General features: G+C 71.9%; 14 protein-coding genes. 9 read left to right on the top strand and 5 right to left on the bottom strand.

Going from position 1 to position 18,361, the window contains the following annotated elements; translation table 11 throughout:
- Positions 1-27: 27 nt before the first annotated feature.
- The gene (locus ABGB11_RS02195) at positions 28-945 is read right to left on the bottom strand and encodes a chlorophyllase (protein WP_347628190.1); all 918 of its coding nucleotides are present in this window, start codon (positions 943-945) and stop codon (positions 28-30) included.
- A gap of 107 nt (positions 946-1,052) precedes the next feature.
- Between ABGB11_RS02195 and ABGB11_RS02190 the strand changes: the two genes are divergently transcribed.
- From ABGB11_RS02190 to ABGB11_RS02180, 3 genes are all read left to right on the top strand, one after another.
- Positions 1,053-1,628 carry a TetR/AcrR family transcriptional regulator gene (locus ABGB11_RS02190; protein ID WP_347628188.1) on the top strand — a complete coding sequence of 192 codons (576 nt, stop codon included), beginning with the start codon at positions 1,053-1,055 and terminating at the stop codon, positions 1,626-1,628.
- 35 nt (positions 1,629-1,663) lie between these two features.
- Positions 1,664-3,169 (top strand): hypothetical protein, encoded by a 1,506-nt coding sequence (locus ABGB11_RS02185; protein ID WP_347628186.1) that lies wholly within the window; start codon positions 1,664-1,666, stop codon positions 3,167-3,169.
- Positions 3,170-3,235: 66 nt separating this feature from the next.
- Positions 3,236-3,964, top strand: a complete 729-nt coding sequence (locus ABGB11_RS02180) for a hypothetical protein (protein ID WP_347628184.1) — start codon at positions 3,236-3,238, stop codon at positions 3,962-3,964.
- Here the strand turns inward: ABGB11_RS02180 and ABGB11_RS02175 are convergent.
- Positions 3,961-4,302, bottom strand: coding sequence for an MmcQ/YjbR family DNA-binding protein (locus ABGB11_RS02175; protein WP_347628182.1), 342 nt, complete (start codon positions 4,300-4,302; stop codon positions 3,961-3,963). The genes ABGB11_RS02180 and ABGB11_RS02175 overlap by 4 nt on opposite strands.
- Positions 4,303-4,371: 69 nt before the next feature.
- Here ABGB11_RS02175 and ABGB11_RS02170 point away from each other — a divergent pair, with 69 nt between their 5' ends.
- The 6 genes from ABGB11_RS02170 (at position 4,372) to ABGB11_RS02145 (ending at position 13,807) form a co-directional block, all read left to right on the top strand.
- A complete protein-coding gene (locus tag ABGB11_RS02170; protein ID WP_347628180.1) occupies positions 4,372-4,707 on the top strand; it encodes a CU044_2847 family protein in 336 nt (111 codons plus the stop codon).
- Positions 4,708-4,714: 7 nt separating this feature from the next.
- Complete coding sequence (locus tag ABGB11_RS02165; protein ID WP_347628178.1) at positions 4,715-6,385, top strand: trypsin-like peptidase domain-containing protein; 1,671 nt, start codon at positions 4,715-4,717, stop codon at positions 6,383-6,385.
- Entirely contained in the window at positions 6,386-7,357 is a 972-nt protein-coding gene (locus ABGB11_RS02160; RefSeq protein ID WP_347628176.1) for a MoxR family ATPase, read from the top strand.
- Positions 7,347-11,822, top strand: coding sequence for an SAV_2336 N-terminal domain-related protein (locus tag ABGB11_RS02155; protein WP_347628174.1), 4,476 nt, complete (start codon positions 7,347-7,349; stop codon positions 11,820-11,822). The genes ABGB11_RS02160 and ABGB11_RS02155 overlap by 11 nt, the downstream gene beginning before the upstream one ends.
- A 42-nt stretch (positions 11,823-11,864) precedes the next feature.
- Complete coding sequence (locus tag ABGB11_RS02150; protein ID WP_347628172.1) at positions 11,865-12,440, top strand: TetR/AcrR family transcriptional regulator; 576 nt, start codon at positions 11,865-11,867, stop codon at positions 12,438-12,440.
- A gap of 77 nt (positions 12,441-12,517) precedes the next feature.
- Positions 12,518-13,807 carry a Cmx/CmrA family chloramphenicol efflux MFS transporter gene (locus ABGB11_RS02145; protein ID WP_347628170.1) on the top strand — a complete coding sequence of 430 codons (1,290 nt, stop codon included), beginning with the start codon at positions 12,518-12,520 and terminating at the stop codon, positions 13,805-13,807.
- A 1,240-nt stretch (positions 13,808-15,047) separates the two neighbouring features.
- On the opposite strand, the gene ABGB11_RS02140 is transcribed toward ABGB11_RS02145, so the two are convergent.
- The 3 genes from ABGB11_RS02140 to ABGB11_RS02130 form a co-directional block, all read right to left on the bottom strand.
- Positions 15,048-17,114: a M6 family metalloprotease domain-containing protein gene (locus ABGB11_RS02140; protein WP_347628168.1), complete on the bottom strand. Its 2,067-nt coding sequence runs from the start codon at positions 17,112-17,114 to the stop codon at positions 15,048-15,050.
- A gap of 118 nt (positions 17,115-17,232) precedes the next feature.
- The gene (gene rraA, locus ABGB11_RS02135) at positions 17,233-17,715 is read right to left on the bottom strand and encodes a ribonuclease E activity regulator RraA (RefSeq protein ID WP_347628166.1); all 483 of its coding nucleotides are present in this window, start codon (positions 17,713-17,715) and stop codon (positions 17,233-17,235) included.
- A gap of 76 nt (positions 17,716-17,791) precedes the next feature.
- On the bottom strand, positions 17,792-18,247 hold the full coding sequence (locus ABGB11_RS02130; protein WP_347628164.1) for an Lrp/AsnC family transcriptional regulator: 456 nt from the start codon (positions 18,245-18,247) through the stop codon (positions 17,792-17,794).
- Between the last annotated feature and the right edge of the window lie 114 nt (positions 18,248-18,361).

Here is an 18,361-nt window from a genome sequence, read left to right as displayed (position 1 = left end):
ACGGAAGCGCGACGCCCCCGGCGCCGGTTACTTGGATTCGATGCGGCCGAGTGCCGGGGCGAGGGTGTCGCCTGCCGTCTGCCAGGCGGGGTCGCCGGGGTAGAGCCCGGAGCGGAGGTAGGACCAGGTGAGGTGCTGGACGGCGGCCACGCGCTCCGGGTCCTCGTCCGTGGTCTCGGCGACGTCGTAGCCGGAGATCCCGCCGAGGCCGTGTTCGGCGCCGAACAGGGTGAGCAGGGACTTGCGGCCCGGTGAGAGGAAGTACGGGTCGGCGTGCCAGGCCGGGCCCCGGACGGTCAGGTGCGCGGAGTCGTCCTTGTCGCCGGCGACCACGAGGGTGGGCGTCGTCATCGTGGAGAAGTCGGTGGTCAGGAAGAACGGCCAGTTCTGGGCCACGTGTTCGGTGAGGGCGTCGCCTCCCCTGCCGGGTGCGGCGAGCAGCACGCCCGCTTTGATCCGAGAGTCGGCCAGGTTCACCTCTGACTTGTCGTCCGGATCAGTGAGCCGGGCTCCCAGCAGGAGGCCGGCGGTGTGCCCGCCCATCGAGTGCCCGGCCACAGCGACCCGGCTGGGGTCGAGGCGCCCGGCGAGTTGCGGGACGGCCGTCTCGGTCGCGTCGAGCCTGTCCAGGATGCGCGTCATGTCCTCGGCTCGCGAGCGCCAGTACAGGGGCGCTCCGGGGGTGTCGGGGCTAAGTTCCAGGGTGGACGAGCTCAGGTGCGTGGGCTGGATGACGACGAACCCGTGCGCCGCCCAGTAGTTGGCCAGCGGGGCGTAGCCGTTCAGCGAGGAGAGGTGGTTCGAGTACCCCTGGCCGTGGGAGAGGAGGATGACCGGCAGGTCGCTCCCGGTGACGGGCGCCGACACCCGTACTTCGAGATCCACGGGGCGGTCGGGTGCCGGGATCACGACCGGGCTGACCGAGAGGACGGGGACTGCGCTCATGACGTGTGGTTTCCTTCCAGGAATGCCGCCGCTACGGTTATAAGCGGAGCGCTGTTCCGGAAAATATACGGAACGTTGTTCCGGTTCGTCAATGGGAAGGGAGTGCGGTGTCCGGTGAGGGGACGGCCCGGAAGAAGCGGGCCGACGCTCTGCGCAACCAGCAGACGCTGCTGGCCGCGGCCGCCGAGGTGTTCGTCACTTCCGGCGTCGACGCGCCGATCCGGGAGATCGCGGCCAGGGCCGGTGTCGGGGTGGGGACGATCTACCGCCACTTTCCGACCAGGGCGGATCTCGTCGTCGCCGTCTACCGCCACCAGGTCGAGGCCTGCGCCGAGGCCGGGCCGAAACTGCTGGAGACCGCCGGCTCCCCCTTCGAGGCGCTCCGCCAGTGGATCGATCTCTTCGTCGACTTCCTGGTCACCAAGCACGGGCTCGCCGAGGCCATGCAGTCCGACGCCGGCGGCTTCGAAGCGCTGCACACCTACTTCCTCGACCGGCTGGAGCCCGTCGCGACGCAGCTGGTCGAGGCCGCGGTCGAGGCGGGCGAGATCGGGTCCCGTGTGGAGACCTACGAACTGATGCGCGGCATCGGCAACCTCTGCATCGGGCGTGGTGGCGGCCGTGACTACGATCCCCGCCGGCTGATCGAACTGCTCCTGCTGGGCCTGCAGCGGTCCGGTTGACGTCCGAGCGGCGCTGGTAGGATCGCGGCCGGTGCGTGGGCGGTGACGTGGTCGGCCGCCCCGGCGTGACGCTGTCCGCCCGCACGTCCACAGTTAGGGTCCCTGTGTCGTTCTCCCCCTTGGCCGTTCGCCGCAATTGGCTGTTCTGCACGGTGCTGCTCGCGGGCATCGTGCTGCGCGTCATCGCCATGCTGGGGTTCCGGGGCGTGCTGTGGTTCAACGACAGTTACGACTTCATCAGGATCGCGGACGATCCGTTTCCCCATCCGCTGAGGCCGTCCGGATACGGGCTTTTCCTCTGGACGCTGAAGCCGTTCCACAGCCTCATGCTGATCACGGCGCTGCAGCATGCGGCGATCCTCGGGATCGCGGCGCTCGGCTACCGGATGCTCGTGCGCGATTTCGAGGTGCGGCGCACGTGGGCCGCGTTGGCGATCACACCGGTTCTGCTGGACTCCTTCCAGATCGAGCTTGAGCATCTGCTGTTGTCCGACACCCTTTTCGCCGTTCTGGTGTTCGGGGCGATGCTCCTGCTCGCGAAGCCGGGGGCGGCCGGATGGCGGCGGGCCGCGCTGGTGGGGACGCTGCTCGGACTCGCGTCCGTCACGCGCACGATCGGGTTGCCGCTGTTCCTGATCGCCGTGCTGTATCTGCTGGTGAGGCGGACGCGCTGGCCCGTCCATCTGGCTCTCGCCGTGACGTTCGTCCTGCCGGTCGGGGCGTACGCGACGTGGTTCCAGCAGGAGCACGGCCGGTTCCAGATGACCGGGGTGGACGGCATTTTCCTGTGGGGACGCACGGCCGCGTTCGCCGACTGCGACCGGTTCACGCCCCCGCCCGACATCGCGAAGCTGTGCCCGTACGGCGCGAAGAACGAGCGGCCTGCCTCGTCCCACCAGATCTGGGAGGACAACTCCCCGACCGGCTGGTCGAACGGCAAGGCGTTCGACGCGGAGACCAATGCGCAGGCGCAGCGGTTCGCGTTTTGGGCCATCAAGAACCAGCCGATGGACTATCTGCGAGTCGTCTCGTACGACTTCTTCGTCCGGACGTTCTCGTGGCACCGGTCGCGCTATCCGACGATCGGGACCGAGGCCCGGTATCACTTCCCGACGAAACCCACCGCGCGGAAGCCCGATCTGCCCGTGCTCGGCGGCGGCAACCGGCGCGAAGTGGTGGACGAGTACTCGCACGGGACGGGCCGCACGCACATCGTCGACCCCTATGCCGGTGTGATGCGCGGTTACCAGGAACGCGTGAGCGTCCCCGGCAGCGTGCTCGGCGGCGTTCTGCTGCTCGGCGCGGCCGGGATCGTGTGGCGGCGGGCGCGCGCGCGGACCGCGCTCTTCTGGACGTCCGCGGTCGTCCTCCTGGCCGTCCCGCCGATCACGGTCGACTTCGACTACCGCTACATGCTGCCCGCCCTCCCGTTCGCGTGCTTCGCGGCCGCGATGGCGTGGGGCCGCCGCGTTCCGTCCGCACGGCCGGAGCCCGAGCCGATCGAGGAGCCGACGGCCGAAGTCGAGCCGGCCGACGCCTGATACCCAGACCGGGTTGAGTACGACAGCGGATCACCGGCCCCACGCCCGGCCGGGATCATGAACGCCATGCGCCGCTCCCTGCTCGTCCTGCCGTCCGTGCTGCTCCTGGCCGGATGCGCGACGGCCGACGATCGAGCCGCCGACGACGCGCGGAAGGCCGCCGACCGGGCCGGCGACCGGCTCTACACCTCCCGCGTCCAGCCCGCGCAGGACGTCGCGCACCGGGCGGCGGACCTCGACGGCGTGGAGGTCATGGCGGTGACCGGCACCTCGACCGCCGCGAACGGGGTGCGGCTCGTGGTGCGGACGACCGGCACGGCGGCGGAGGACGGCTGGTTCCCGAGCGGGACGATCACCGTCAAGCGGTGCTTCGAGATGCGGTTCTCGACGACCACCGACTGGAAGGACTACGGCACTCGCCAGGTGCCGTGCCCGTCCGGGAAGCCGCTGACGCTCGGGCCGTGGCCGAAGACGCCGGAGATCCCGTACGAACAGCTGAAGAAGGCGCTCCCCCGCGTCCCCGAAAACGGCAGGGCGGACGAGGCGAAGGTACGGAAAGCGGTCGCGTCACTACGGCTCGACCGCGCGATCCGTAGCGAGTTGAGGACTGAGGGACCGGTGGTCGGCGTGGCGCTCACGGTCAAGCCGTACGGCTCGGACGTCTTCGACTGCGTCCTCGCCCGTGTCGCACCCGGCCGGACGAACGTGTGGACGCCGCCGCGCGTCCAGCGGGTGGCAGGGGAAGGCGGCTGCAGCGCCTCCAATGCCATCTCCCCGCTCCCACCACCGCATTAGAGGCCGAGGCGGGCGGCGGCGACTTTCTTGGGGACGACCATCCGCCACGCCTCGATGACCAGCTCCCGCATTTCGGGTTCGTCGAGCTGGGCCGTCCAGGCGTGCACCCAGTTGAAGCGCATGTCGGATTCCCTCGGCAGGTGGAATTTCGCCGGTTCCGATTCGACGAGCGCGGCCCGCTCCTCCTTGGGGAAGGCGAAGCCCATCACGGTCTCGTCCTGGGAGAAGGCGACGTAGACGATCGAGCCGACGCGGAACTTCACCTGGTCCCTGATCAGGTGCTCGGACGTGCGCGGCAGCGTCCTGGTGAGCGCCCGTACCTGGTCGACCGTGATCATGGTGTCCTCCCTTGGCCGTGGTCCTCTCAGCAAACCACCCCGAAGGCATGACCTTGTTAAATTGGCCGGGTGAACGAACTGGTGCGGTGGCAGACCGAGAACGGCACGATCGTCGTGGAAAGCGACGCGCGAGAGCCGGGGTTCCAGTCGGTGTCCCGCGCCGGGGAGCTGGTCCATGACGCGGCCGCCAAGTTCGAGGACGCGTTCCAGAACGTCCGGGACGCGGCGGAGGCGGCGCTCGCCTCGCTGCGCGGCGGGGATCTGGATCCGGACGCGGTCGAGCTGGAGTTCGGGGTGAAGCTGAACGCGGCGGCCGGGGCCGTCATCGCGAAGACGTCCGTCGAGGGGCACCTCAAGGTGAAGCTGACCTGGGGGCGGCCGATGGGCGGCGCGGAAGGGGCGTAGCCGCATCGTGGACGACTGGCAGTGGCGCGCCTGGGTCGGCCCCGCGTCCGGCGGCAAGCTCGGCGCGGCGTTCCTGGTCACCAGTAGGAGGCTGCTGACCTGCGCGCACACCGTCCAGGGGATGGACGAGGCGCGGGTGGGGTTCCCCGGGCTCCGCGAGGACCTTCCCGTCACGGTGGTCCGGTGCGGCGACTGGAGCCGGGAGGGGGACCCGGGCGATGTCGCCGTCCTCGAACTGCGCGAGCCCGTCCCGTACACGCCCGCGCGGCTGGCGGCGCCCGACGGGCTGCGCGAGCGCACGTCCGGCGGCCGGACGTTCGGCGCCTGCGGGTTCCCGTGGCGGCCCGACCAGAACGAGCGGCACGCGTCCGTCACCGCGCACCCGCACCGCGGGATGCGGCGCGAGTGGTGGGAGCTGAAGACCGGGCCGGGCGACTGGCTGGAGGAGGGCTACAGCGGGTCGGCCGTGTACGACCCCGCGACGGGCGAGGTCATCGGCATGGTCACGAACGCCGAGCTGCGGCACGGCGACCGGGCCGACCTCGGCTGGATGCTCCCCATCACCCACATCCGGACGTACTGGGAAGAGCTGGACGATCTGCTGCCGCTGCGGTGGCTCACCGCGGGCGCGCGGCGCGAGCTGCGGGAGCTCCTCGACGGCCTGCGCTTCACCGACCCGCTGGCCGCCGACCTCGAACGCGTCACCGGCCGCCCGCCGCTCGGCGGGTTCCGGTCGGCGTGGGGGTCGGTGCGGTACGTCGCCGAAGGCTGGGAGGAGGAGCGGCTCGTCCGGTACGTCGCCGCGCTCGGGCGGCATCTGCCCGAGGCCGGACGGCGGCGGCTCACCGCGTGGTCCGTCCGGTACCTGCCCGGCGCGGCGCCGGCGGCCCCGAGGTCCGGGCCCGCGTCGGTGATCGTCCGGCTGGAGCGGGTCACGTTCGACAACGCCTTCGACGTGACCGTGCACACCTGGATCGACGGGGCGGAAGGCCCGCGGCGCCCGACCGAGCGGGTGCCCGAGCGGCGGGTGCGGCCGGTGGTCGAGGCGGGCGTCGCGGCGCTGGCGCCCGCGCTGTTCGGACGCGCCTGGATGATCGAGTTCGCGGTGCCGGAGAGCTGGCTCGGCAAGCCGTTCGAGCAGTGGTACGTCGACCCGCGCAACAGGATCTCGATGCGCAAGTACCCGGTGGTGGTGCGGGACGTGGAACGGCTGCGGCCCGACTCGATCCGCCGCGACCAGGCCCACCACCGCTGGCGGCTCCTGAACGAGCGGGGACGCAGCGAGCCGCGTCCGATCGCGTGCGACGCACCGCGCAAGGGCAGCGAGTTCCAGGACTGGCTTGAGGCGAACATCGACTTCTGCGTGCTCGTCTACGGGTCGCGGCCGGTGAGGAGCTGGCTGACGGCCGCGCTCAACAACGGCATCCCCGTCATGCTCTGGACGCGCACGCCGTGCGACGCGCCGTCCCATGAGGACTGCCGGGGGCACCACGTCCTCGACACGCTGACCGACGCGGTCTGCGACAAGCATCCGGGCGACCTGCCGCAGGTGGCGCTCGCCCTGCGCAAGGCCGCCCTCCTCGCTCCCAAGGACGCGCCGCATCCCGGCCGCGACCTGACGCTGCTGTGGGACGACCCGTCCCGGCTGCCCGACCCCCCGCTCGCCATGGAGGTATAGGTGCCCGACTGGCTGCTCTACACCGGGAGCCGTATCAGGCATGACGGCATCGACCGGCTGCCTCCCCCGCCGCCATGGCGCGCGTTCGACGGTGAGCCCGTCCTGGAGATCCCTGACCGCCCTTCGGGGAACGAACATCAGGCGACGACCTACCGTCCCTCGGACGACGCCGTGCAGCAGGTCAACGCCGCGCTGTACCTGCGCCGTCCGCTGCTCGTGACCGGGCCGCCCGGTACCGGGAAGTCGACGCTGGCCTACGCGGTGGCACACGAACTCGGTCTCGGACCCGTCCTGCACTGGCCCGTCACCAGCCGGACCACCCTGCGGGACGGCCTCTACCAGTACGACCCGCTGACCCGCCTCTACGCGGCCGGACGGGACGACGCCCCCCGCGACGAGGACATCGGCCGCTACATCCGCCTCGGGCCGCTCGGCACGGCGCTGCTCCCCTACGCACGGCCGCGCGTCCTGCTGGTGGACGAGATCGACAAGAGCGACATCGACCTGCCCAACGACCTGCTCACCATCTTCGAGAAGGGCGAGTACGAGCTGCCGGAGCTGACCCGCCGCGCCGACCCGTCCGCCGAGGTCATGACCGCCGACGGTCCCGGCGACCGCGTCACCGTCACCGCCGGGACCGTGCGGTGCCGCGCGTTCCCGCTGGTCGTGATGACCAGCAACGGGGAACGCGAGTTCCCGCCCGCCTTCCTGCGGCGCTGCGTGACGGTCGAGCTGCGGCAGCCGTCCGGGGAGGCCGAGCTGTCGGCGATCGTCCGGGAGCACCTCGGCGACCTCGCCGACGAGAGCGACGACCTCGTCCGCCGCTTCTTCGAGCGCTCCACGGCCGGGACGCTCGCCACCGACCAGCTCCTCAACGCCGTCTACCTGTGCCGCCACGCCGACGCCGAGGACCGCCGCGCCCTGGCCGACCGCATCATGCCCTACCTGACCGGGCCCGTCGATGACGATTGACCGCCTCCGGGACGCCCTGTCGGCGATCGGGCCGCCGCCGGACGCCCGCGAGCTGAGCGAGATGCTGTGGCTCGCCTGCCACATCTCCCCTCCCGGCGAGGCGGCTCCCCCTGGGCCGCCGGTGCTGCCGCCCGTCCCAGAAGAGCGCGCGGACGAACCCGGGCTCGCGACGCCCTCGGCCCCGCCCGCACCGCCTCCGCCCGCCGAGCCGCCGACCGGGCTCCACCCCCGTCCCACCGCCGGGGCGGAACCGGCCGGCGAGGCGTCGGAGGTACTCGTCCCGACCGCGCCGATGCTCACCGACCCGCTCGGCGTGCAGCGGGCGCTGCGCCCGCTGAAGCGCCGGGTCCCGTCCAGGCACCGGCGCGAGCTGGACGAGGACGCGACGGCCGCGCGCATCGCCGACACCGGCCTGTGGACGCCCGTCCTCGTCCCGTCGCCCGAGCGCTGGCTCGGCCTCAGCCTGGTCGTGGACGCGGGCCCGACGATGCGGCTGTGGCGTCCCCTCGCCCGCGAGCTGGCCGAGACGCTCGTCCGGCAGGGCGCGTTCCAGGACGTCCACGTCGGCTACCTCGACGCGACCGGCCGCATCACCTCCTCGCCCGAGGCCCCGCCCCGGGACCCGCGCACGCTGCTGGACGCCTCCGGCCGCCAGGCCGTGCTCGTCCTCAGCGACTGCTCCGGCCCGCACTGGTGGGACGGGCGCGCCGTCCGGGCCGTCCGGCACTGGGCCCAGGCGGGGCCGACCGCCATCGTCCAGCCCCTCGCCGAGCGGCTCTGGCGGCGCACCGCCGCCCCCGCCGCGCCGGGCCTCGCCCACCTCCCGCGTCCCGGCGCGCCGAACACCGACCTGCGCTTCACCCCGTACGACGGCGCCGCCGGGGACGGGGTGCCGGTGCCCGTCCTGGAGATCGCGCCCCGCTGGTTCGGGACGTGGGCCCGGCTGGTCGCGGGCTCGGAACCGCAGCCGGCCGCCGTCGCCGCGCTGCCTGCCCGCCCGTCCAGGACGGCCGCTCCGGTGCGCCGCGAACGGGAGCTGCCGGTCGCCGAACGCGTCCGCCGCTTCCTGGCCACCGCGTCCCCGGACGCCGCCGAACTCGCCGCGCACGTCGCCGTCTCCGTCCCGTCCCTTCCGGTGATGCGGCTCATCCAGCACCGCATCCTCGGCGGCTCGGGACCGGGACAGCTCGCCGAGGTCCTGCTCAGCGGCCTGCTCCGCCCGGCGGGCGGCGTCCACTACGAATTCGTCCCCGGCGCCCGCGAGGCCCTGCTCGACACGCTCCCGCGCCCCGAGGCGCTGCACACCCGGCACGTCCTGGAGGCCGTCTCCGCCGAGATCGAACGCCGCGCCGGCACGGCCGCCGAGACGTTCCGCGCCCTGATCCCCGCCGACGGCGGCCCGGTCACCCTCGCAGCCGAAACCGACCACTTCGCCGTCCTCACCTCGGAGGCCCGCGGCCACCTCGTCCCTGGCCCGCCTGCGGCTCCCGACCTGCTGGAACTTTTCGGCAGGCCGGTCGACGAACTCCTCGGTGACGACTGGGACCGCCCCTCGCACCCCACGCCGATCGGAGTGGACAGTCTCGGCCCGGTCTCGGTGGACGTCCTCCGCAGCCATCCGGAACTACCGCACGGGCAGATCACCGGCCCACGCCCCGAACGCGACGACCTGATGCGGACGCTCGTCATGAGCCTCGCGCTGAGCCGTTCACCGAACGTCGTCAACTTCAACTTCTACAACTTCAGCGGGCCCATGCCGTTCGCCGGCCTCGGAAGCATTCCGCACACGACTCATGCCATGCAAGCCATGGAGGTGAGTCATACGGCGGTGACCGAGATGACCCAGGATCTGGAGGCCGAGCGACAGCGCCGGAAGGCCGTCCTCCGGACCGCCGGAGTCCGCACATGGGACAGATACCAGATCGCTGTCGCCAACGGACGCCCGCTGGATCCGCTGCCCGCCCTCATCGTGTTCATCTTCGGCGTCGAGGCATTGCTGGAGGCCGATCGCGATCTGGGCTTCCCGCTCAGGGATCTGTGCGAGAAAGCCCGGGCCCAGGGCATCATCTTCGTGTTCTGCGAACCGTCGGATTCGCCCCTGAATCTGTTCGTTGACACGATCGGCTGGATTCTCGGAACGCACGACGACGACGCGGCCTTCCTGCACGTCCTCGGCGAGCAGGCCCGCCCCGGGTTCCGCCCCGCCCGCATTTCCGTGGACGAGGTCTTCCCTCTCGGGGAACAGATGCGGAGGCACTTCTCCGAAAGGCACGAGACCACCCCGCCCAGCACCGTGCCCGAGCCTGACGTCACACCAACGGTCGTCCCGCGGCTCGACGTGCTCCGGCTGAACGGCGGCGGCTCCAGCGGGGTGTTCCGCGAGGCGTGGGCGCAGCCCGCCTCCACTCCGCGCAACCCGGCGATCGGCTTCGACCCCACGGGAAACGTCGTCAGCCTCTACCCGCTGGACGCCTCCGCCGGGCTCCCGCACGGCCTGATCGTCGGTAGTCCCGAAGCCAGGCAGCGCATCGTCCGCGCCATCACCCTCACCCTCGCCGCCGGGTACTCCCCCGAGAACCTGCACATCGCCTTCGCCGGCCTAGGCCGGCATCCTCTCGGCGACCCCCGCGACCTCCCGCACGTCCGCTACACGCAGGACGAGTTGCTCGGGCACCCTGGTGAGCTCCAGCGCTTCCTCGATTACCTGACGCACCAGCTCAACATCCGGTCCGCCAGGCCACCGCGGAATGTCCCTGGAGCCTCCGAACCCACCACCACAGCGTTTTTCGAAGAGCAGCCGCGCTTGCTGGTGGTGGCCGACATATCACTCACGTTCCCGCAGAGCAGGCGCGAGGTGGGCGAGACGCTCCTCGCAGTGGCCCAGCGAGGCAGAGCCCTTGGCGTGCAACTGCTGCTCACCTCGTCCACCGTCGAGAACACCATGATCTGGGACCGTTTCCTGCCTCTCCTTGGGTGGCGGATCGTGGCGAGCCCGTTGCCTCCGGCCGAACTCGGACGCGTCCTCGGGCGATCGAACCTCCCCTTCTCCGAAGACAGGTCCGCATACCTCCTCGCAGGCGGCGGTACCCCGCAGCCGTTCACCGTGGCGGAGGAGCCTCCCGCTCCCGTGGTCGACGGTTTCATCGCCCGCGTCTGGGATCACTGGCGCTCGATCTCCACGGAAGTCACCTCCCCCGAGGATCTGGTCTCCGTCCCCGGTGTGCGCCGGTGGCCGGAGGCCGTGGACCCGGCCGTGCTCGACCACCTGATCGCCGACCTGGACGAGATGATCGAAGACGAGTCGCAGACGCGCGAGGGCGACCCGGTCGACGGCGCACAGGTGCGGACCGCGCTGCGGCAGATCCTGCGCGCGGAAGCCGACGACCTGCGCCTCGGCGTCCCCGGCGGGCCGCACCACCTGCTCTTTCCCGCACCTCACACTCCCGAGATGAACGCGACGGCCCGGCAGTACGGGAACATACTCGCGGACCTCGGTGCGCTCCCCAGAAACAACATGGTCACGTTCGAGACCGGCGACGAACCAGGTTCCGAAAGCGATCCCGCCGACGCGGTGACAGGATTCTTCCTCGTCCGGGACCGGCCGGCCCAGGGTCCGGAGATGACCTACCTCGGGGCCGAGACCATCGAGCCCCTGATCTCATCGTGGGACGAGAACCCCGACGGCCCGCTGATGATCCTCTGTGGCGACCCGGACCGGTTGCGCGAACTGCTCCGGACGGTCCCCGGCTTCGCCGACCGATTCCGATGGGTCTCCGCCTTCGAAGCTCCCCCCGCACGCCCCCAAGCGCGAGCGTCCCTCCAGGTGAGGCTCGGCAGCGACCCTGAGACCGGCGAGCCGGTGCTCCAGGACTTCGGCATCGATCGGCATCTGCTGATCAGCGGCCCGTACGGTCCTGGAAGGACCATGGCGCACCGGATCGTGGACCAGCTGGTGGCGACCGGCGACGCACGCGACCAAGCCGTCTACGTCCTGGACGAGGGTGATGCCCGGACGGCGCCCAGAAGCAGCTGGGCGCAGGCCGGTGTGCGGTACACGACGTCGGCCGTCCAGTTCGCCCCGCTGCTGGACGAGGCCATCTGGCGAGCGAGGGCGCAGCTAATGGGTGGCACCGGTCCCTCGGTCTACGTCGTCGTGGCAGGCCGCCAGCGCCTGCTCCTGGACGACCCGCTCTCCGAGCTCCTCCCCCAGCTGAGAAGTAGCCGCGATCACGGTCTCCACCTCGTCCTCGTGCGACATCAAATGACACTCGGCGAACCGACCGATCCCGTTGTCATGGCCATGCGGGAGCTGGGCGCACCCGTGCTGCTGACCAGTTATGTCGGCGGGCACGAGGCGAAGCTATGGTGGGTGCCCCCCGAGCTGCACCGCCACTTGACTCATGGCCTGGCCCTCCTCGCTCACCCGGACCGGCGACGATTCGTCTCGTTGGACGAGCTCACCTGAGCGTATTGGATCGAGCTGTCCATAACGTGTTACGGTGCGGGTATGGCACGGCCCAGGAAGTTCGACGAGGGGCGGGCCGTCGAGGCGGCCATGCGGGCGTTCTGGACGGCCGGCTATGAGGCGACGTCCACGCAGGAGCTGTGCGCGGCCACCGGGCTCGGGCGCAGCAGCATCTACAACACGTTCGCCAGCAAGCACGAGCTGTTCGTCAAGGCGCTGTCGCACTACATGGACCAGCACACCACCCGGCTCGTCGACGTGCTGGAGGACGACACGAAACCGATCCGGGAACGGCTTCGCACGGTCCTGGAGTGGGCGGTCGCGCCGGACGAGGACGACCCGTCCGGATGCCTCGTGGTGAACGCGACCGTCGAGCTCGGCCCGCACGACCCCGACATCGCCGAGCGGCTCGAACATGACCGGCGCCGGAGGTTCGCCGCTCTCAAGGCCGCGATCGAGGGCGCCGTCCGGGCCGGCGAGATCGATCCCGCCAAGGACGCGGACGCGCTGGCGCACTTCATGATCTCGACCGTCAGCGGCATCCAGGTCGCCGCCCGAGGCGGCGCGGACCGGCACATCCTCACGGCGATCGCCGACACCGCCATGCACTCGGTCTAGACCCCGGCGACCCTCACGCCGCCGACTCTTTCCGCGCACATTTTGTACTGACCTATCCAATACTGAAGGGGACACCGATGCCACTGGCCGTCTACGTGCTGGGGCTGGCGATCTTCGCGCAGGGCACGTCGGAGCTGATGCTGGCCGGCCTGCTGCCCGGCATGGCGCACGACCTCGGGGTCTCCGTGCCCGCCGCCGGGCTGCTGATCTCGGCCTTCGCGATCGGCATGCTCGTCGGCGCGCCCATCCTCGCCGTGCTGACCCTGCGGTGGCCGCACCGGCGGGCGCTCCTGGCATTCCTCGCGGTGTTCGCACTGACGCACGTGGTCAGCGCGCTGACGCCCGGCTACTGGACGCTGTTCGCGATGCGGGTCGTGGGGGCATTCGTCTACGCCGGGTTCTGGGCGGTCGCGGCGGCCACGGCCGTCGACCTCGTCCCGGCGAGGGCGCGCGGCAGGGCGATGGGCGTCGTCGCCGGCGGGCTCACCGTCGCGGCGATCGTGGGGCTCCCGGCCGGGACGGTGGTCGGGCAGCATCTCGGGTGGCGGGCGGCGTTCTGGGCGGTGGCCGCGATGTCCGCGGCCGCGATGGCGGGGGTCGCCGCGACGATCACGGCGGGGCGCTCCGGGGGCGAACCGCCCCGGGTGCGGGACGAGGTGCGGGGCCTCGCCGTCCCCCGGCTGTGGCTCCTGTACGGGACGACCGCGGTGGCCACGAGCGGGCTCCTCGTCACCTTCGGCTACCTGGGGGCGCTGCTGACCGAGACGACCGGCATCGCGGAGCGGTGGGTCCCCGGAGTGCTCGCGCTCTACGGCGTCGGCGCCCTCATCGGGATCACGGCCGGCGGGCGGACGGCCGACGCGTGGGGCGTCCCGACCCTGTACACCGGGTTCGGGGGCCTCACGGTCGTGTCGGTGCTGCTCGCGCTGACGGCCGGGTCCCCCCTCCCGGTGGTGGTGCTCGTCTTCCTGCTCGGCCTCGCCGGGTTCGGGACGAACCCGACGCTCAACTCGCGGGCGTTCGGGATGGTGGACGGCGCGCCGACGCTGGTCGCGGCCGGGAACGTCGTCGCGTTCAACGTCGGTATCACCGCCGGGCCCTGGCTCGGCGGGCTCGCCATCGACGCCGGGGCGGGCTACAGGTCGACCGCCTGGATCGGTGCCGCGCTGGGCGCCGCGGCGGTCGGGGCGGTCTGGGTCCTCAACCGCACGGGCTCGCGTGGAAGCTCCACAGGGCCCGCCGGTTCGGACGCTCCGCGATCGTCCAGATCCGGTGCCGGCCACGGAAGCAGGACAGATCCTCCGGGCCATGGGAAATCGTCCGATACTTCACCCGGCCCCATCCGCTCCGGCCCGGCCGGGTCATGAGGAGCCGGCCGCGCGCGGTGCCCCGGCCCTGGGTGAACCACCAGTGGCCGCGCGTCCGGACCCCGCCCTGGATCCGGTCGCCCGGCAGGGGCGCCCCCCAGGTGGCGCGGGCGGTCCCGCTCCCCGCCAGCGCCGCCAGCGGCCAGGTCACGACGCGTCCCCGCGCCTGGCCCGGGCGGCAGTACTCGCCCGCGATGAGGACGTGCGGCGACCGGGTCCGGTCGACGCCCACCCACGACATGCGCAGCGGCCCCGAGCCCTTGCACGCGCGGGCGCGCCCCCGCACGAACCTCCGGTCGCCCGTCTGCGGCATCACGAAGCGGTATCCGTGGGCGTAGTACTTGCCGCGGTGGAGCCCGACCCGGCCCGCATGACCGGTGGAGCCCGCCTTGCTCCTGCCCAGGTCGTAGATCTGCCGCATGTCGAACTCGCGCAGCCCGCGCCAGGTGTCGGCCACGTAGAGCCTGTCGCCGTACCAGGCGATGCCGCCCGCGTGGACCCGGATGTCGCGGTAGGTGGCGTGCCGGCCCTTCATGACCGGCTCGACCAGCAGGACGTGCCGGTAGCGGCGCCGGGCCGGGTCGACGAACGTGATCCTGACCTTGCCGTTCTCGTGCCAGGACACGACGAGCGGCCGGTCACCGCCCGCCCACCGCTCGCCCGCGACGGCGTCCGACACGCTCGTCACGCCCTGCGGGACCCACGCGCGGGTGGCGGTGTCCGCGCGGTCGAAGCAGTACACCTGCGCACCGGACGGCACCGCGGCGGCCTTGCCGCAGCCCCGGCCCAGCCTGCTCGCCCCGGACGCGCCGAGAAGCGCGCCGACGCCGGTCCTGCGCAGCCGCCCGGCGAGCGCCCGCAGCGGCGTGCTCCGGTCGGCGCCGCGGCGCAGGTCGAAGTCGCGGGGCTTCAGCGGGGCCGCCCACACCGTCCCCTTCGCGACCACCGTCCTCTTCGCGGGCGCCGCGTGGGCGGCGGCGCCCGGGGCAGCGGCCACCAGCGCGGCGAGCGGGACCCCGGCCGCGAGAGCCGCCGCCCCCGGCCACCGAACAATGGTCACCATATGCTGCAAGATCATCACAGTCCGCACCTACCCAGGCCGGACGGTACGGACGACCGCGGCACGATCTCGGGTAAGGCAAACTTCCGTCATCTCCCGGACATGCAGGACGGGACGGCCCCGTGCGGTGGGGGCCGTCCCGTCCACGCGAGCAGGTCAGGTCAGCCCGCGTCAGTCAGGTCAGCCAAGGCGGCACGTCCCGGTGTCGGACTTCGACGGGTCGCTCTCCGAGGTGCCCGTCAGCCGGAGCGTCGCGCGACGGCCGGCGCCCGGCTTCGCCTTCGCCCACACCTCGACGCGCGTGCGGCCCTTGGCCTTGGCGGTGGCCAGCTCGTTCGGCAGCCACGTCGTCCAGCCCTCGCCGGACACGGCGGCCTTCAGCCGGAACACGTCGGAGCCGTGGTGGCCGCCGCCGCCGCGGCCCGTGTTGCTGAGCGTCACCGTGCACCTGGCCCAGCCGCCGCCGGTCGGCCGGGCGCGGCCCGAGCCGACCCGCACGCCGCGCCGCTGCGGCCCGGCGCCGTCCAGCGAGCGGACCGCGACCGTGTAGGACAGGACGCCCTTCCGGTCCCGCTCGAGGTCGAGGACGTAGAAGTGCAGCCGGTTCGCCTCGTCGACGTACTCGTACTCGCTGCCGGAGTTCGTCCCGGCGTGGTACAGCGCGTCCGACAGCTGCCGGTAGTCGCCGATCGTCATCTTGCGCGGCGTGCCGTCCGGCATGACGAAGTCGACCTTGTCGATGTCCTGCGGGTTGGCGTCCGCGACCCAGATGAACGGGGAGCGGTCCTGGTCCTTCGTCTTCGCCAGCAGGACGCCGGAGTCCGGGGTGAAGGAGTCGGTGCCCATCCGGTCGACGACCTCGAGGGTGTAGTTGTCGTAGCCGCCGCCGTCGCACAGCGGGTCCTCGCCGGTGTCGCACGCCGGACTCTTGTCGCCGCCCGCGCCGAGCTTCAGGTTGATGCCGGCGAGGCCGCCCTTGCCCGGCTCGGCGGCCCGCGCCGTCACCCGCGCCACGACCATGCCGGACGCGGCGAGCCCGTCCCGGTCGAGCTGGAGCACCTTCGCCGGGTCGACCATGCCCAGCTTCAGCTTGTTGCGGAGCATGTGCTGCGCGCCCATGGAGCCGCCGCCCGTCGCCGGGATCGTCCACCGGCTGTGCGGGCCGCCGGGACCGTTGAACGTGCCGCGGCTGAGCATGTCCCACGGGCCGCTGAAGGCGCGGCGCGGCGGCACCCCGTACGGGTTGTTGTAGTTGTCGCTGATGCCCAGGATGTGGCTGAACTCGTGGGCGTACACCGACATGCCGGAGCTCTCCGCCTGGGTGGACGAGACGCCGGGGATGGCGTTCGGCCAGATCGTCGAGCCCGCCTGCCAGGACGTCCAGGGGATGTAGCGGGTCTTCACCCAGTTCGGCAGGGCCGGGTCGCCCGGCCCCCACTCGGCCGGCACGTTCTCCGGCGTGCCGAACTTCATCTCGCCGAACTCCTGCCAGGTGGACGACTCGTCCTGCCCGGCGCTGAGGAAGAACACGAAGTCGAACCTGCCCGCCGCCTCCTCGCCGATGTCGGCGATCCACGCGTCCCGCGCGTCCTTGCGCAGGTCACGGTTGCACGTGTCGCCGGCCGGGCAGCCCGTCCCGCCCTGCATGCCGTCGACGCCGTACTCGTGGTCCTTCGCGGGCATCCGGTACGCGCCGAAACCGGTGAGGTTCACCCCGTACCGGCCGCCGGAGTCCTCCATCCAGTACTCGTGGAGCGTGTGGCCGCGGTTCAGTTCCTGCGGCTTGTTGAGGAAGTCCTCGTAGAACTCGGCGACCTCCTCGCGAGGGACGTCCCCCACGACCGTCGGGTTGCCGAAGATGGAGGAGTTCTTCGGCTGCGTCACCTCGAACGGCTGGTTCGGGTAGTCGGCCAGCACGACCGCGACGTTGAAGTTCCTCACCGACCCCTTGCGGGACGGGTCCGCCCACGACGTCCCCGGGACGGAGCGGTAGTCGTCCCAGGTCATCGTGTCGGGAAGCTCGTACTTCTGCGGGTCGATGGGACGCGGCGTGCCCGCCGCGAACGTGCGGGCGGCCGGCTCGTCCCGCTGCCACGGCTGCGTCTGCGGCCAGTGCCGCATCTGCCACGGGTTGGCGGTCGGCTCCGGGATCGGGGGTCTCGGCTGCGCGGCCGCCGGGACGGCCGCGGCTCCCACGACCAGCCCGACCGCCGCCGCAGGCACCAGCAGCATCTTCTTGGCGCGCATGTCTCCCCTGCCTCAGATGGGTTGCTGAGCGAAGGTAAGACGGTGCGCCGCGGCCGGCTACGGCCGACTTAGCCGATCTTGCGCGGAACGCCCTGGCAGTTCGCGCGATGCCCGCAGGTCACAGGGGCAGCTCGCGTCCGGCGACGACGATGCCGTCGGCGTCGCTGTAGAGCCAGTCGCCGGGCCGGAACTCCACGCCGCCGAACGCCACCGGGACGTCGACCTCGCCCGCGCCGTCCTTGGCGCTCTTGCGCGGGTTGGAGCCGAGCGCCTTGGCGCCGAGGTCCAGCCGGGCGAGCGCCGCCACGTCCCGCACCGCGCCGTTGATCACGACCCCGGCCCATCCGTTCGCCACCGCCGCCGCGGCGATCATGTCGCCCATCAGCGCGGACGCCAGCGACCCGGCGCCGTCCACGACCAGCACGCGGCCCTCGCCGGGCGCGTTGAGCAGCTTCTTCACCAGCCCGTTGTCGCGGTGGCACCGCACGGTCGAGACGGGTCCGGCGAACACCGTCCGCGCCCCGTACTGCCGGAACTGCGTCTCGCAGCTGCGCAGCTCGTCCCCGAAGTCGTCGATCAGGTCGGCGGTCGCGAAGTCCATGGCGGAAGCCTACGCAGCGGTAACCGGCCCGCGGCCGGCGGGTCCGTGCGACCGAGGGGTCAATGGGACCGAGAAGTCAATGGGACGGGGCGTCGGTGGGGCGCCCGATCAGCCGGGACAGGACGATCGCCGTCTTCGTCGCGGTGATGTTGTCCTCCCGGCGCAGCCGTTCGAGGGCCTGCTCCAGGTGCTGGATGTCGCGGGCCCGGACGTGCACGAGGGCGCTCGCGTCACCGCTGATCGTGTACGCCGCGACGACCTCCGGGTGGCCGCGGACGCTGGAGTAGATCTCCTCCGGGGACGTCGCGCCCGTGCAGAAGATCTCGATGAACGCCTCGGTCGTCCAGCCGAGCGCGGCCGGGTCGACGACGGCCGCGAAACCGTTGATCACCCCGTCCGCGCGGAGCCGGTCGACGCGCCGTTTCACCGCCGGGGCCGACAGCCCGACCCGGTCGCCGATCTGCGCGTAGGAGGCGCGTCCGTCCTCCAGGAGCTGCGCAACGATTCGACGGTCGAGCTCGTCAAGACGCAACAAACAACACCCCCGAAGTCGGTTTTCGTCATTGGTCGGCGGTCAACTCCGAACATACGCTGGGAAGCGGACCGGCGGCCACCCAGCCCCGTCCGGTCCTCCGCCCTCGGCACC

It is taken from the genome of Actinomadura sp. B10D3 (genome assembly GCF_039871695.1).
Classification (GTDB): domain Bacteria; phylum Actinomycetota; class Actinomycetes; order Streptosporangiales; family Streptosporangiaceae; genus Spirillospora; species Spirillospora madurae.
The sequence above is the reverse complement of the archived record's forward strand: the minus strand, read 5'-3'. Positions and strand labels throughout refer to the sequence as shown.